This is a genomic window from Bacteroides sp. AF32-8BH (assembly GCF_003435205.1).
Taxonomy (GTDB): Bacteria; Bacteroidota; Bacteroidia; order Bacteroidales; family Bacteroidaceae; genus Bacteroides; species Bacteroides ovatus.
Window position 1 is genome coordinate 38,468 of record NZ_QVLZ01000046.1, and the last position, 16,539, is coordinate 55,006.

Annotated in this window: 13 protein-coding genes; 10 read left to right on the forward strand and 3 right to left on the reverse strand. The window is 42.1% G+C overall.

Annotated elements, in window-relative coordinates; genetic code table 11:
* Positions 1 to 18 precede the first annotated feature (18 nt).
* The 10 genes from DWZ47_RS24725 (at position 19) to ccsA (ending at position 11,956) form a co-directional block, all read left to right on the forward strand.
* Positions 19 to 1,194 carry a phosphoribosylaminoimidazolecarboxamide formyltransferase gene (locus tag DWZ47_RS24725; protein WP_004300121.1) on the forward strand — a complete coding sequence of 392 codons (1,176 nt, stop codon included), beginning with the start codon at positions 19 to 21 and terminating at the stop codon, positions 1,192 to 1,194.
* A gap of 134 nt (positions 1,195 to 1,328) precedes the next feature.
* Positions 1,329 to 1,835, forward strand: coding sequence for a flavodoxin FldA (gene fldA / locus DWZ47_RS24730; RefSeq protein WP_004311873.1), 507 nt, complete (start codon positions 1,329 to 1,331; stop codon positions 1,833 to 1,835).
* A 33-nt stretch (positions 1,836 to 1,868) separates the two neighbouring features.
* Entirely contained in the window at positions 1,869 to 2,231 is a 363-nt protein-coding gene (locus tag DWZ47_RS24735; protein ID WP_004300123.1) for a DUF2023 family protein, read from the forward strand.
* Positions 2,232 to 2,621: 390 nt separating this feature from the next.
* On the forward strand, positions 2,622 to 3,959 hold the full coding sequence (locus tag DWZ47_RS24740; protein ID WP_117515015.1) for a hypothetical protein: 1,338 nt from the start codon (positions 2,622 to 2,624) through the stop codon (positions 3,957 to 3,959).
* Between the two features lie 26 nt (positions 3,960 to 3,985).
* On the forward strand, positions 3,986 to 5,140 hold the full coding sequence (locus tag DWZ47_RS24745) for an imelysin family protein (RefSeq protein WP_008776579.1): 1,155 nt from the start codon (positions 3,986 to 3,988) through the stop codon (positions 5,138 to 5,140).
* A gap of 110 nt (positions 5,141 to 5,250) precedes the next feature.
* Complete coding sequence (locus DWZ47_RS24750) at positions 5,251 to 6,681, forward strand: di-heme oxidoredictase family protein (RefSeq protein ID WP_004311875.1); 1,431 nt, start codon at positions 5,251 to 5,253, stop codon at positions 6,679 to 6,681.
* Positions 6,682 to 6,708: 27 nt separating this feature from the next.
* Positions 6,709 to 7,923 (forward strand): porin, encoded by a 1,215-nt coding sequence (locus DWZ47_RS24755; protein WP_117515017.1) that lies wholly within the window; start codon positions 6,709 to 6,711, stop codon positions 7,921 to 7,923.
* Between the two features lie 23 nt (positions 7,924 to 7,946).
* Positions 7,947 to 8,660: a hypothetical protein gene (locus tag DWZ47_RS24760; RefSeq protein ID WP_117515019.1), complete on the forward strand. Its 714-nt coding sequence runs from the start codon at positions 7,947 to 7,949 to the stop codon at positions 8,658 to 8,660.
* Positions 8,661 to 8,681: 21 nt separating this feature from the next.
* Complete coding sequence (locus tag DWZ47_RS24765; RefSeq protein WP_117515021.1) at positions 8,682 to 9,836, forward strand: Rid family hydrolase; 1,155 nt, start codon at positions 8,682 to 8,684, stop codon at positions 9,834 to 9,836.
* Between the two features lie 20 nt (positions 9,837 to 9,856).
* Positions 9,857 to 11,956 carry a cytochrome c biogenesis protein CcsA gene (ccsA, locus tag DWZ47_RS24770; RefSeq protein ID WP_004317851.1) on the forward strand — a complete coding sequence of 700 codons (2,100 nt, stop codon included), beginning with the start codon at positions 9,857 to 9,859 and terminating at the stop codon, positions 11,954 to 11,956.
* Positions 11,957 to 12,273: 317 nt separating this feature from the next.
* Here ccsA and DWZ47_RS24775 read toward each other — a convergent pair whose 3' ends face one another.
* The 3 genes from DWZ47_RS24775 to DWZ47_RS24785 are packed head-to-tail and all read right to left on the reverse strand — an operon-like array spanning position 12,274 to position 16,401.
* Positions 12,274 to 12,882, reverse strand: a complete 609-nt coding sequence (locus tag DWZ47_RS24775) for a TetR/AcrR family transcriptional regulator (RefSeq protein WP_004300131.1) — start codon at positions 12,880 to 12,882, stop codon at positions 12,274 to 12,276.
* 17 nt (positions 12,883 to 12,899) lie between these two features.
* Positions 12,900 to 14,636 (reverse strand): ABC transporter ATP-binding protein, encoded by a 1,737-nt coding sequence (locus DWZ47_RS24780; RefSeq protein ID WP_117515023.1) that lies wholly within the window; start codon positions 14,634 to 14,636, stop codon positions 12,900 to 12,902.
* Positions 14,629 to 16,401 carry an ABC transporter ATP-binding protein gene (locus DWZ47_RS24785; protein ID WP_004300133.1) on the reverse strand — a complete coding sequence of 591 codons (1,773 nt, stop codon included), beginning with the start codon at positions 16,399 to 16,401 and terminating at the stop codon, positions 14,629 to 14,631. The genes DWZ47_RS24780 and DWZ47_RS24785 overlap by 8 nt, the downstream gene beginning before the upstream one ends.
* Positions 16,402 to 16,539: the final 138 nt, after the last annotated feature.

A 16,539-nucleotide genomic window follows, 5' to 3' on the forward strand; every position in this document is an offset into this window, starting at 1 on the left:
TAATTTGTAATTAATAAAATGGCAAACGAACTCGAACTGAAATACGGCTGCAACCCTAATCAAAAGCCTGCCCGTATCTTCATAAAAGAAGGCGAACTCCCCATCGAAGTATTGAATGGACGTCCCGGTTATATCAATCTATTGGATGCATTCAACAGTTGGCAACTAGTGAAAGAACTGAAAGAAGCTACCGGACTGCCGGCTGCCGCTTCTTTTAAACATGTCAGCCCTGCAGGTGCTGCTGTTGCGGTAGAAATGAGCGACACGCTGAAGAAGATTTATTTTGTCGATGACATGAAACTATCTCCATTGGCTACAGCATACGCCCGTGCACGTGGAGCAGACCGTATGTCGTCTTACGGAGACTTTATCGCATTGTCCGACACTTGTGACGAAGAAACAGCACGCATCATCAACCGTGAAGTATCCGACGGCGTCATTGCTCCTGACTATACTCCCGAAGCACTGGAGATTCTAAAGAATAAAAGAAAAGGAACCTATAATGTAATAAAGATAGATCCTGCATACCGCCCGGCTCCTATCGAACATAAAGATGTATTCGGAGTAACTTTCGAACAAGGAAGAAACGAATTGAAGATCGATGAAAGTCTTTTGAAAGAGATGCCTACGCAGAACAAGGAAATCCCGGCTGATGCAAAACGCGACTTAATCATTGCCTTAATCACTTTAAAATATACACAATCCAATTCTGTATGTTATGCCAAAGACGGACAGGCAATCGGTATTGGCGCAGGCCAACAGTCACGTATTCACTGTACGCGCCTGGCAGGAAATAAAGCAGATATCTGGTATTTACGCCAACACCCGAAAGTGATGAACTTGCCATGGATTGAAAAAATCCGTCGTGCAGACCGTGACAATACGATTGACGTTTACATTTCGGAAGATTATGACGACGTACTGGCAGACGGTATCTGGCAACAGTTCTTCACTGAAAAGCCTGAAATACTGACACGCGAAGAAAAACGGGCATGGTTGGATACGATGACAGGCGTAGCTTTAGGATCAGATGCATTCTTCCCATTCGGAGATAATATAGAACGCGCACACAAGAGTGGCGTCAGCTATATTGCACAACCGGGCGGATCAGTACGTGACGATCATGTGATTGGAACTTGCGACAAATACAATATGGCAATGGCATTTACAGGCATCCGCTTGTTCCACCATTAAAAAGATCGACCATTTTTATTCCATATATCCCCATTTATAATGAGAAGGAGACAAATCTTCCATTATAAATGGGGATTTCCTATTTCTTTAAGACCCTCTATCTTTGCAGCGTTACATTTAAAAACGAATCAAAGATGAATAAAATTGGTGTATTTTATGGTTCCACAACCGGAACAACAGAAGACCTTGCCCGTCGAATTGCAGAGAAATTAGATGTACCATCGGCAGATGTATTTGATGTATCCAAGCTAACAGAGGCATTAGTCAATGAATATGACGTATTGGTGCTCGGCTCTTCCACATGGGGAGCAGGCGAACTTCAAGACGACTGGTACGATGGAGTAAAAGTTTTAAAGAAGTGTGATTTATCCCACAAATCTGTAGCCTTGTTCGGTTGCGGCGACTCTGACTCGTATAGCGACACATTCTGTGACGCAATAGGTATTCTTTATGAAGATCTGAAAGATACCCACTGCAAATTCTGTGGAGCAACAGATACTGCAGGCTATACCTTCGATTCTTCCATTGCCGTCGTAGACGGTAAGTTTGTAGGTCTTCCACTTGACGAAGTCAACGAAGATAGCAAAACAGACGAACGTATCAGCGCATGGGCTGAACAAGTGAAACAAGAAATTAGCTAATTTTACCTTAACATAAAAAGAATACTTTGCATCATGGCAACTGAAAGAATCATCCCCGGCGAAATCCGAATTTTTCTTAATCATATTTATGAGTTTAAGAAAGGCGTACGCAACATGGTACTTTACACAATGAGTAAAGAGCACGAAGAATTTGCCATCCGCCGATTGAAAAATCAAAAGATCAGTTATATGATACAGGAAGTAGGTACCAATAAAATCAACCTGTTTTTTGGAAAGGCAGAATGTATGGAAGCCATGCGGCACATCATCATCCGTCCTTTAAACCAACTGACTGCCGAAGAAGATTTTATTTTAGGAGCCATGCTGGGATATGACCTTTGCCAGCAATGCAAACGATATTGCAGTAAAAAAGAAGGTATAAAGATGGCAGTTTAAGCGATAACCTTAGCATAAGTTTAGCTTTGTTTGTATGTAGTTTGTCTGAGTTGAATCGTTTCTGAAAAGGTAGTTTCCTGATGGTAGATATACTCAAGGAAACTGGTTGTAGAAGAAACGATTCGCTCAATTACAAACAAAATCGGTGACACTATGAAATAATAAAGACAACTCTACACACTAACAACAGACAAAGGTGTATATCAGTAAAAATTATCATACTGAAATACACATTTGTCTGTTTTATTTTATCTACTACTATATTTTTTTTACTCTTTAGATTAAAATTACCTACATATACTGAATTTAAGAAACAACTATGCCTAATATTAGGTATTGCCACATTTTTTAACCTCATCTAACTTTGCAGCCGATAAAATTATTAAAAAGATGAGAAAAATAACAGCAATCGTTATTCTTAGTCTCCTACCTTCTCTTACAATTCCAGCACAGGAGACAAAAGAAATTTCCAAAAGTAGTAATTCTTCTACAGAAGAATATACAAAATTCCGTTTTGGAGGATACGGTGAAATGGTCGCTAATTTTAAAGATTATGGCATCAACCGTTTCTATGGAGGAAACGATGGTAATCCAAAGAAAAACAGGAATACCATTTCAATTCCCCGTTTCGTTTTAGCTTTTGATTATAAGTTCAATTCCAAATGGATACTCGGTGCAGAGATTGAGTTCGAATCTGGTGGAACAGGTACAGCTTTCGAATTAGAAAACACCGAAAACGGTGAATACGAAACAGAAGTTGAAAAAGGAGGTGAAGTAGCTATCGAACAATTTCACATCACACGTTTAATTCACCGCTCCCTCAATGTACGTGCCGGACATATTATTGTTCCGGTAGGATTGACTAACGCACACCATGAACCGATCAATTTCTTCGGAACTTCACGCCCGGAAGGTGAAACAAGCCTTTTGCCTTCTACCTGGCATGAAAATGGTCTGGAAATCTTTGGTTCTTTCGGAAAAGGGTATGCAAGCTTCGATTATCAAGCTATGGTGGTAGCAGGCCTGAACCCTAATGGATTCGATCGTAACACATGGGTAGGTAGTGGCAAACAGGGAATCTTTGAGGAAGACAACTTCACTTCTCCCGCGTATGTATTTCGTTTAGATTATAAAGGAGTTCCCGGTTTACGTGTAGGTGCATCATTTTATTATTGTGCAGATGCAGGAGCCAACTCTGATAAAGAACAGACTTATGCAAGCTATGGAAAAATTCCGATAAGAATCTTCACCGCAGATGCACAGTATCGCAATAAATATGTAACGGCACGCGGTAATATCTTATATGGAAATTTAGGAAATTCATTAGGAGTAAGTCAGGCAAATGTCAAATTATCCAATAAATCGCCTTACAGCCGTCTGGCTCCGGTAGCGAAGAATGCCGTAAGTTATGCAGCAGAAGCCGGTATTAATATCCGCTCGGTCTTCGGAGGCAATAAAAAGATTCCGGTAATCTATCCATTTGCCCGCTATGAATACTACAACCCACAAGAGAAAGGGGAAAAAGGGCAAACGATGGAAAAACGTTGCCAAGTAAGTATGTGGACAGCGGGATTAAATTGGTACGCTTTGCCAAACTTAGTGATAAAAGCAGACTATGCAACCCGCCAGATTGGTACAAATAAAGTTTTTGGCGTATCAAAGTCATACAACAGTGAAAACGAATTTTCTATTGGAATTGCCTATATAGGATGGTTTATTAAGAAATAACAAATAATCAATTATTTAATTTTTATATGATGAAAACAAAATTCTTTTATGTCGCAGCCCTAATATTGGGATTAGCATTCACAACAACTTCTTGCAGCAGTGATGATGACAACCCAACAGTAGATCCTGCCAATATTGATTACACTCCTGAAAACGCATCAAGCTGGCATAACTACATGAGAAATGTAGCAGCACTTCTAAAAACAGATGCAACCAATCTCTACAACGCATGGAATTCAAGCTATAAAGGAGGTGAAAGCTATGCTTCCCTGTTCAAGGCTCATAGTGGCTCTCCTTACGCAAGCGCCTTGAGCTGTGTGGAAGAAATCGTGGATAAATGCGCGGAAATTGCCAATGAAGTCGGTACTGCCAAAATTGGTGACCCATACAACTTGTATAAAGCCGGAAATACTGAAGAAGCATTATATGCTGTGGAATCCTGGTACAGCTGGCATTCTCGTGATGACTATACCAATAACATTTATTCCATCCGGAATGCATATTACGGTTCTTTAGACGGTAATATAAATGCTAATTCTTTATCTACTGTTATCGCCGGTGCTAATTCATCATTAGATACCAAGATAAAGAATGCTATCCAAAAAGCGGCAAAAGCCATTCAGGATATTCCGCAACCTTTCCGTAATCATATTCCCAGTAACGAAACGGTAGCAGCTATGGATGCTTGTGCAGAGCTGGAAAGTATACTGAAGAATGACTTAAAATCCTATATTGCAAATAATAGCAACAATATCAATACGGACGCAGTACTTAATCCTGTAGTAACACAATATGTAGATGCAGTAGTAGTGCCTACCTACAAAAGTTTGAAAGAAAAAAATGACGCTCTCTACAATGCAGTAATAGCCCTTGCAGACAATCCGTCAAATAGTGCTTTTGAAACAGCTTGTGATGCTTGGATCACTGCCCGTGAACCATGGGAAAAGAGCGAAGCTTTCTTATTCGGTCCGGTAGACGAAATGGGACTTGATCCTAACATGGACAGCTGGCCTTTGGATCAGAATGCTATTGTACAAATACTGAATTCTCAAAGTTGGAGTGATCTCGAATGGAGTGAAGGTGATGATGAAGCTGCTGTCGAATCGGCACAAAATGTACGCGGTTTCCACACATTGGAATTCCTTCTCTACAAAAACGGTGAACCACGTAAAGTACAATAAAGCTTTATCTTAGCTAAGATATTATTGAGAAGTAAAGGTTGGAATTCAATGATCCACCTTTACTTCTTTGGTATGTTTAAAACATATTATTGAAACAAAGTCAATAAACAATGAATCACTTTCTAAAATATTCATTCTCTTTCTTTTGCCTGTTGGCATGCTCTGCCTGTGATGATGACGGAATTGACATATTGGATATCGAGATTCCGGAGGGCTATGCTCTATCAGCCGGAACATCAACTATTTTCTTGAATTCGTCTGTTGCTTATGACACGCCTGCAGATTGGATAACAGGAGCATACGATGTACGTTTCACCCGAGGTGACAGGCTATATGACGATGTACGTACAAGTAACAACGGTCATGGCGGCGGACTTGGTCCCGTTTATGCCGGTTATTCGTGCGGCAGTTGCCACCGGAATGCGGGACGTACCAAACCCTCTTTATGGACAGAGGGTGGATCGGGCAGCTATGGATTCTCTTCCATGCTAGTCTACATATCCCGTAAAAACGGAGCTTTCTTTCAAGATTATGGACGTGTGCTTCATGACCAGGCAATCTATGGAGTGCAACCGGAAGGCAAACTGTCTGTGGAATACACTTACGAGACATTTTCTTTCCCTGATGGAGAAGCCTACACACTTTGCAAACCCAATTATACTATATCTGAATGGTATGCCGAAGAAATCAAACCGGAAGATTTGTTTTGTACCGTACGTATTCCATTACGCCATGTAGGCATGGGGCAAATGATGGCACTAGATCCTGTTGAAATTGAAGCACTTGCAGCAAAAAGTAATTATCCCGAATATGGAATCAGCGGACGATGTAATTACATCACCGAACGCGGAGTGAGAAGTCTGGGATTGTCCGGCAACAAAGCTCAACATGCCGATTTAACTGTAGAATTGGGATTCTCCAGTGATATGGGCGTTACCAACAGCCGCTATCCGGAAGAAATCTGTGAAGGACAAATACAAGTAAACCAAGGTAGCATGATGGGGCTTTCTTACGACCAACTGGATGTCAGCACAGAAGAGATGGAAAACGTAGATCTCTATATGCAAAGTCTTGGTGTTCCCGCCCGGCGTAATGTAAACGATCCGCAAGTAATCAAAGGGGAACAGAACTTCTATAAAGCCAAATGTCATCTCTGTCATGTGACCACTTTACACACTAAGACACGTGGTAGTGTTTTATTAAATAATACTCAACTCCCGTGGTTAGGCGGTCAAACGATTCACCCTTATTCTGATTATCTATTACATGATATGGGTTCTGAAATTATGGGAGTCGGACTGAACGACAACTATATAAGCGGGCTGGCACGTGGAAACGAATGGCGTACTACCCCTCTTTGGGGAATCGGCTTACAAGAAAAGGTCAACGGACATACTTATTTCTTGCATGACGGACGTGCCCGCAATCTGACAGAAGCCATCATGTGGCATGGCGGAGAAGGAGAAGCATCAAAGAACTTATTTAAGAATATGAGTAAGGAAGACCGGGATGCGCTGATTGCATTTTTAAATTCACTTTAAACTAAAAGTAGTATATATAAAGTAATTATGAAGAGATTTATAATCATTGCCATGCTGACTGCCATAATGCCTTTGGCCGCTATGGCACAACATGAAGAAGATACAGAAAATGGTGTAGTATCATTAGCTGGAAGAGAAGGATTCACTATCGAAACCAAGAAAGGAGATTTTGTATTCAAACCCTATCTGCTCGTACAGACCAGTGCAAACTTCAATTGGTACGACGATGAAGGACTGGATAAAGCATACAATCAAGATAACATAGCCAACTCCGGATTTTCAGTTCCTTACGCCGTACTCGGATTCACCGGAAAGGCTTTCGATAAAGTATCTTTCAACCTTTCCATAAATGCGGCAGCCAGTGGAGGCGCATTACTTCAACAAGCCTGGTTTGATGTTCAACTGAAAAAGCAGTTTGCCATCCGGGTCGGTAAATTCAAAACTCCGTTTTCACATGCCTACCTGACAACACTGGGAGAAACATTGTTACCTAGTTTGCCAGTATCACTGACTACTCCCGTTATCCTCCCCTATTCTTTGAATGCGGTAACACCCAATATTGGCACCGGATTCGATTTAGGTGTAGAGATTCACGGTTTGGTAGCTGATAAATTCGGGTATGAAATCGGTTTATTCAACGGTACGGGTGCAGCGGTAAATACAGCAACAAAAACATTTAGTGATGACTGGCACATTCCGTCTTTACTGTACGCCGGACGTTTCACCTATATGCCTAAAGGAGTGATGCCCGCTACACAGGGAAATCCGAACAGGCTGAATGAAGACAAAATCATGTTTGGTATTTCTACCTCTATCAATGTAGAAAGTGAAAATGAAAGTACCAATGATTATCGTGCCGGATTGGAGTTTGCAATGCTAAAGAACAAACTTTACCTGGGTGCTGAAGTCTATTATATGAATGTTGGCTTCACAAAAAGACAAAAGATTTCCGAGTCATATAATTACCTGGGCGGCTATGTACAAGGTGGTTACTTCGTTGCCCCCCGTCTGCAAGCAGCTGCACGCTATGATTTCTTCAACCGTAACGGAATGGACACCAATGGTTTTCTAAATATGCCAGCCGTGGGTATGAACTATTTTTTCAGGAACTGTAATCTGAAGTTACAAGCGATGTACCAGTATATTGCCCGTAAAGGTCATGATACCCAACTTGATCGGGATAACGACGATTTAGGTTTGGCAGTACATTCGGCCAGTATTCTACTTCAGTATACATTCTAAATAGCACAAGAAAGGATTTGTTTATGAAAAAATACATTCTTTTCGGGGGGTATCTACTGTTATTGGCATACATCACATCATGCGATGACGGACGTATTTACGAAAAGACAGAGACCCTATCAGAAGAAGGACGCACGCTGAAGATGAGCGGTAAGATCAATGGTATCAGTAAATGGCCCGATGGTTATAGTGTTGTAGTGGCAGGCTTCAGTGATGAGAGCGAGTATGCCGTTGTCACCAAAACAATTCCGGCGGTCGAAGATGATGAGATCCAGGTTACGATGACAGGAGTCAGTGATAAAGTAACCACTATTGAATTGTGCGTTATTAATAAATTGAGAAAACGAGTTATCAGTTTTCAGTCAATGGACGACCTTACAGCAGTTGACGACACCATCCTTATGGATGTGGGAACTGTAAATGTAGGTATGTACCATGGCATTCAAGAAAAAGTATTTAATACGACATGCGCACACTGTCATGGTGGAAGTAGTTCGGCAGCAGCCAACCTGTATCTGACAGAAGGCAAAAGTTACGAGGCACTGGTCAACCGCCCGTCGAAGAAAGTAGATGGCATGTTACTCGTCAAGCCGGGCAGTGCGCAAGAAAGCGTATTGCACACATTATTGAATACCACTATTAGTTCAACCTGGGGATACGATCACTCAAAAGAAATAGTATCATCTCCGATTTTGACCCTTATTGGCGACTGGATCAATAACGGTGCGCAAGAATAAATAGTTATTTACCCAACTGATATGAACAACAAAAAACAACAGAATATTCAGTCTGAAAAGACGCTAACAGAGATTTTTAAATATAATGCAGGAGGAGAAGCTTCAGAGTATCATATTATCATTCATTCTACTAAACCGGAAGATACATACGAAGAACAGCTGAATGCAGTATTAAACACCTACGATTATTTACTTACCCAAGAATTGAAAGGAGCAGTTGCCATCCTCAAACGTTATTTCCTTAGTGACGCTGCCAATCAGGCAGATACACTACTGGCATTGACAACCGAAGGTTCGGACTGCGCACTTTCCATTGTGGAACAGCCCCCGCTGGACGGAACAAAAATTGCCTTATGGGTTTACCTGTTGACAGATGTACAGACACAAGTCTTACATAACGGGCTTTTTGAGGTGAAACACAGTGCCTATCGCCACTTCTGGGGCGGTAGTGCATTCAATCGTGCCGCCAATTCGGAATACCAGACCCGTCTATTATTGAACGACTATGTGATGCAACTCATGGAACAAGGTTGTAAACTGGCAGACAATTGTATCCGTACATGGTTTTTCGTGCAAAATGTAGATGTGAATTATGCCGGAGTAGTGAAAGCACGTAATGAAGTTTTTGTCACCCAAAACCTGACAGAAAAAACACATTATATTTCCAGCACAGGCATCGACGGCCGGCATACCGACCCGAAAGTACTAGTACAAATGGATACTTACGCTGTAGCAGGACTGCAACCGGAACAGATTCATTTCCTCTATGCTCCTACCCATCTGAACCCAACTTATGAATATGGAGTAAGCTTTGAACGTGGTACGTATGTAGATTATGGAGACCGCCGACAGGTATTTATTTCAGGAACGGCAAGTATCAACAACAAAGGCGAAGTGGTATATCCCGGCAACATCCGCAAACAGACAGAACGAATGTGGGAGAATGTGGAAACCCTGTTGAAAGAAGCGGACTGCACGTTTGAAGATTTGGGACAAATGATTGTATATCTGCGTGACATAGCCGACTATACAGTTGTTAAAGCAATGTATGACAAACGTTTCCCACATACTCCTAAAGTATTTGTTCATGCTCCGGTATGCCGTCCCGGATGGTTGATTGAGATGGAATGTATGGGAGTGAAAGAATGTAAGAACAAGGAATACGCTCCATTTTAATATCATAAAAGATTATACAGTTGAAAAGGTTACTTATTATCTTATATATCTGTCTGGTGGGACTACTCGCTGTGACTACTTTCGTAGAACAAGCGTATGGGACAGATTTTGTAGAAAGAAATATATATCATACATGTTGGTTTTGTTGTTTGTGGGGAACAATTGCCACCATTGCACTTGTTGCTCTCATCCGACGCGCTTTATGGCGACGGTTCCCCATATTGTTGTTTCATGGCTCCCTCCTCGTTATCTTGGTGGGGGCCATGATTACGTTTATCGGAAGCAAAAAAGGATACGTACACTTGCTTCCAGGGGCAACGATAGACAGTTTCCAGGAATCGGAAAGCGGCAGAAAAGCTGATCTGCCATTCACAATACAACTAGATAGTTTCCGTATAGCATACTATCCCGGAACAGAAGCACCGGCAGACTACATCAGCTATATCACCTACTCTCTTCCCGGACAGAAAAATGTTCTATTACACGAACAGATTTCAATGAATCGTATATTTACATCACAAGGTTTCCGTTTCTATCAGTCATCTTTCGATGATGACGGAAAAGGGAGCTGGCTGACTGTCAATTATGATCCATGGGGAACAGGAGTGACTTATGCAGGATATATCCTGCTCGGTCTCTCCATGATTTGGCTACTATTTTCCCGCAGTAGTGATTTCCGACGCCTGCTAAACCACCCGCTACTTAAAAAAGGAGGTGTATTTATACTGTTTATTTTCTGCCTTGCAGGTAACATGCAAGCACAAAAAAAACTCCTTCCTGCATTGAAACAAACACAAGCGGACAGTTTAGCACAGGAACAGGTTATTTATCACGACCGGGTAGTACCTTTCAACACATTAGCCCGTGATTTCATTCAGAAACTGACAGGAGAAGCTTCATATAAAGGATTGACACCTGAACAAGTGATAGGTGGCTGGTTACTTTATCCGGAAGTGTGGAGAAATGAGCCATTGATATACATCAAAAATACAGAATTACAGCATTTATTAAACTTACAAACACCTTATGCTCGATTAACTGATTTATTTGACGGTTCTGTTTACCGTCTCCGTGAACATTGGCAACGTGAACAAGGACAACAAAACAAACTCGCCAAAGCAATCCAGGAAACAGATGAAAAAGTAGGCCTGATCCTGATGTTGGAAAAAGGAACATTCATCCATCCATTACCCACTGATGGCAGCGTGCAACCTCTCTCCGAACTGGAAGTGAAAGCAGAATTACTCTACAACCGGATTCCGTTCAGCAAGATTCTTTTTATGATAAATCTGTCATTGGGAGTGTTGTCTTTCCTGCTTCTACTTCATAACAGCCTGCAAAGAAATATCCTCTCGCCCAAAGCCAAAACGATTTCCCGCACAGCAGGAACTTTCTTTTCTGTTGCACTCTATCTTGCTTTCATATTCCATTTAGCAGGATATTGCCTGCGCTGGTACATCGGCGGTCGTATTCCACTTAGCAACGGTTACGAAACCATGCAGTTTATGGCTCTTTGTATTCTTTTGATAGCCTGTCTGCTCCATCGAAGATTTTCATTTATACTTCCATTCGGATTCCTCCTCTCCGGCTTTGCTTTGTTGGTTTCCTATCTGGGACAAATGAATCCCCAGATAACCCCATTAATGCCGGTGCTCGTCTCTCCATGGCTAAGTATTCATGTTTCATTGATTATGATGTCTTATGCCCTATTGGCATTCATCATGCTAAACGGAATACTGGCATTATGCCTCCGGAAAAAAGAATCGGAAAACAATGTCTCCGGAAACGACGCTATACAAGACAACCGGATAGAACAGTTGACGCTAGTCAGCCGCTTGCTGCTCTACCCTGCCACCTTCTTTTTAGGAGCAGGCATCTTTCTGGGAGCAGTTTGGGCAAACGTTTCCTGGGGACGATACTGGGCGTGGGACCCGAAAGAAGTATGGGCACTGATTACTTTTCTGGTATATGGAGTAGCCTTCCATTCACAAAGTCTGCGCATTTTCCGCAAGCCTCTATTCTTCCATATCTATATGATTCTTGCTTTCCTGACCGTCTTAATGACCTATTTCGGGGTAAATTATGTTCTTGGAGGGATGCATAGTTATGCAAACGCCTGAACCACTATATATAGCTAGTAATTGATAGAAGAATACCCATTTTAGGGGATTGCGGGAAAAGCGGAAAGCCCCTATCTTTGCAGTATCAGAATTAAATTAATTAGTCATAATTATATTACGTAGCCACATTAAAAATACATAGAAATCGGCCGAAGTGATTCACCCGCATTTCTTTTATTTGGTTGTTAAGTTGAAAAACCATATAATGTATTCATTTTGGAATATGAATAGATGACATATTCTAAAAGAGGCAAGGACGTCCGGCTTGTGAAAGCCGGACGTTTTTTTATATCAGTAAGAGAATAAAGTGAGAGAGCTCATGCATTCATGAGCTCTTTCCAACCAGCCGTTTCAAAAGCGATATACTCCGCTATAAACTTCTCCATCTCTTCTTTCTTCACAGGATGCAACACCAGCTCTTCGAGTAGGGCAAACAACCATACCGTATTCAGGTGAATAAAGAAGTTAGTTATTGCTATATTGATATGCGGATATTTCTGCTTCATTCCTTGAAAAAAAACAGAAATCGTACGCGTCATCAAATCTGTATATTCAGAACGGAAGTTCTCCAAAACAGAACCTTGTGCCTGAAAAAGCAGCAACCGCAAACGGTCACGATGTTCAGAGACCAATCTGATATATTCCCGTACAGACATTTTCTGATAATCCGAATCCATAAAGACGTCTATCGTCATCTGATCTGCATCGTGATTATAAATCATAGCATACAGATCATTCAATACCGGTTTCAGAATCGTACGGAATATCTCATCCTTATTGGTGAAATAATGATAGATATTACTCACCGTCACCCCTGCCCTCGAAGCTATTTCACGCATAGAGGCATCCTTGTATCCCTTTTCCAGAAACACTTCTTCGGCTGCCTTCAAGATTCCCTCTTGTATATCTCCTTTCAAAAATTGCATAGTATCGTTGCTACTTATCAATTCATATTTGTAACCTGTCTGTTCACCATCCGGGCAAATATACCATTTTTCTTTTTCAATTCCTCCGGTGTTCCCATTTCAGCAACACTTCCATTCTCCAATACTACAATTTTGTCGGCATTGGCAACGGTGCGCATACGGTGCGCAATAATCAGCACCGTTTTGTTACGTACCAATTCAGATATACCTGCCTGTATCTTGGTTTCATTCTCAACATCAAGCGAAGCCGTAGCCTCATCCAACAGAACAATCGGAGCATCCTTCAACAAAGCGCGGGCAATGGAAATACGCTGACGCTCACCGCCGGATAATGTTTCTCCATTCTCACCGATAATCGTCTGGTATCCCTGCGGCATTTTAGTGACAAACTCATCACATTGTGCCAAGCGGGCAACTCTCCGGACTTCCTCATCCGTAGCATCCCGTTTGCCAATACGGATATTATCCATAATGGAAGCATTGAAAAGAACTACATCCTGAAAGACAACGGAATAGTTTTTCAACAAAGTTTCAGGATCAATCCGACTGATATCCTGCCCGCCGAGGGTAATCTTTCCCGACTGGATATCCCAGAAACGTGCCGCCAACCTGGCCGCCGTACTCTTGCCACTACCTGAAGGACCAACCAAAGCCGTTTTTTCACCTTGCCGGGCAATAAAAGACAAGTTATTCAGAATTTGTTTTCCCTGCTCATAAGCAAAGTCTACCTGTCTGAATTCGATATCATAACCTTGAGGAGTGAATTCGGTAGTCCCGTTTTGTACCGGCAATGCTTCCATCTCATTCATTCTATTGATGCGCACATCCAAATAGAACAAAGCGGCAATATTATTCATCACCTCACTGACCGGAGCATACACACGCGACCCGATAACCATAAATATAAGATAGGTAAACAAATCAACCGTACCCGAAGCCAAGAGATTGGCACCAACGATAATAACGCTTGCCAGTCCGAGTTTCAATACACTCTGGGAACCGTTTACCAACATGCCGAGCACCAGTTCATTACGAGTCAATACCTTTTCATAGGTATCAATGCTCGCATCCAGTTTTTCCAGATAGTCTCTCTCCTGATTGTAGGATTTTATCTCCTGAATGGTATCGAGTCCTTCCTGGATATGCTCGGTCACCATCCGCTTGTTCAAATAATTACTTTCATTGCTTTTCTGTATTTCCTTCTTCGAGAAAAGAAGGATTGCGGCAGCAAGCGGCACTACCCAGAACAAAGCAATCGTCAACTGCCAGTTATAAAATGCCATGCCGACGGTAATAAGCAGAATACTGATAATGGAAGCAAACAACTGGGGAACCGCATGCGAGAAAGTATGCTCGAGATCAGTGCAGTCATCCATAATCGTGGCGGTGAGGTCGGAAAGATTCTTTTCGCCAAAGAAAGCCAGAGGCAACTTGCGAAGTTTTTCCGCCAATGAGATACGCCGGTTTGCACTCTCATCATAAACGGTGGTATAGGTACTACGATATTGCAATACCGCAAATATATACATGACTATCATAAAGACAATACCGAGTATGCTATAATAGAGAATACCATGCGTCGCCGAAGCCGAAGGCTGAAACACAGGACGAAGATATTCCTCAAGAAAAAGAAAAACAAATACCGCCGGCAACATCAATACAATATCGAGCAGTGTAGTGAAAAACACACCTTTACAGAAATCTTTCGCTCCTTTAGTTGAAAGGGCAAAACGTCTTTTTATTACTTCAATCATTAGAAACCTCCTTTCCTATTGTCCAGCGAACAGATTGCTGGTATTCATTCCACATATGATAATAGATGCCTTGTTTTCCAAGCAGGTTGGCATGTGTACCTTGTTCCGCAATCTTCCCCTTGTCAATGACGAGGATATTGTCGGCATCAGTGATGCTTGAAAGACGATGAGCAATCATCAATACGGTTTTTCCTTTTGTCAGTTCTTTCAAGGCTTGCTGGATGAGATGCTCATTTTCGGGGTCGGCAAAAGCAGTCGCCTCATCCAGTACAATGATGGGAGCATTTTTCAGGATTGCACGTGCCAGTACGATCCGTTGCTGTTCCCCGCCGGAGAGATATGTTCCCTCCGTACCAATCTTCGTATTCAGTCCGAGCGGAAGTTTATTGATAATTTCCCGGCATTGTGCCATATCTACTGCCCGTTCCACTTCCTCCATTGTCGCGTCGGGATTACCATATTTGATATTTTCGAGCAGAGAAGTCTTGAACAGCTTTGTATTCTGGAACACGAAAGAAATATATTTCATCAGTTCTTCGGGAGCGATTTCTCTTACATTGATGCCACCTATTAAAACTTTCCCTTCCGTTGCCTCCCAGAAACGGGGAACTAGACGGGCAATCGTTGTTTTCCCTCCGCCCGAAGCTCCGACAAGAGCTACTGTGTTTCCTTGCGGAATAGTGAAACTAACATCATCCACCGCCTTTTGATTAGCTCCCGGATAGCTGAAGGAAACTTTTTCGAACTGAATACTGAATTCCTTTACCGGTTGTGGATGCTCTACAACAGTCAGGTGCTCATAAGCAACCAGATTCTCAAGACGTCCGATAGCTTCACTCGCCTGCCCCAAAGCCTGATTGAGATACATACTCTTCATGATACTTTGGGAGAATACAGGAGTAATGAGAACAAACAGGAAGAAATTAAGTAATACCGATGCATAATTACCTGAATAACCAATCAGCAAAATAGCCAACGGAGCAAGGAAAAACACAAAACCATTGATTATTACGGTATAGAGCGACATCGGCTTCTCCCACATTCGTGTATAGCCGAATACCATTTTATTATAATTCATGATACAGCGGTGAAAGTTTTTGAAAGAGTAAATAGTCTGCTGGAAAACCTTCACTACGGGAATTCCTCTCACATACTCTACAGCTTCGGTATTCATTTCCTCCAGAGAGGTCATGTAGCTTTTCATAAACTGCCGTCCCTCCGCATTCATCATAAAACCCATAACCAGCATGGCAATAATTACAGGGACGATACATGCCAGACCGAGTATCCAATCGAACACAAAAATCAGTATGGCAGCTACCAACGGCACTAGAAAAGTAGCCGCAAGGTCGGGCAACTGATGTGCCAGAAAACTATGGGTAACCCCTGCATTGTCATCTATAATCTTGCGAATACGTCCGCTCGTATTAATGTCAAAGAAGCCGAGAGGCATACGCACTATCTGGCGCATGGCTTCTTTACGCAAATTCGATTCAACCCGAAAAGCTGCAAGATGCGAAGACATCAATGCGGCAAAATAAAGGACGATGCTCGCCACGGCCATGCCTGCCGCCCACCAGGCATACGTCACCACATTACCGGAAGAGGTTATCTCTCCGTGTTCAAGCAGTTCTCTCACAATCAGCCAAATAAGGATATAAGGCAACATGCCCGCCAGGGCACTTAGGGCAGACAGCAGCATTGCCGCAGGCAAAAGCACTTTCCGTTTACCCATGTAGTTCTGAAGTTTTTTCAATGTACTCATAACGTACGTTCAATCTATATTAAGTTCGACAATCATTTAACTTATCGCTTGTTTTCAAAAAAGAACAATATTCGAAATCGTTCAAAAAAAAGAGGTTGTGTCAAAACGCTGACACAGCCTTTTTTATGCGCAAAGCCC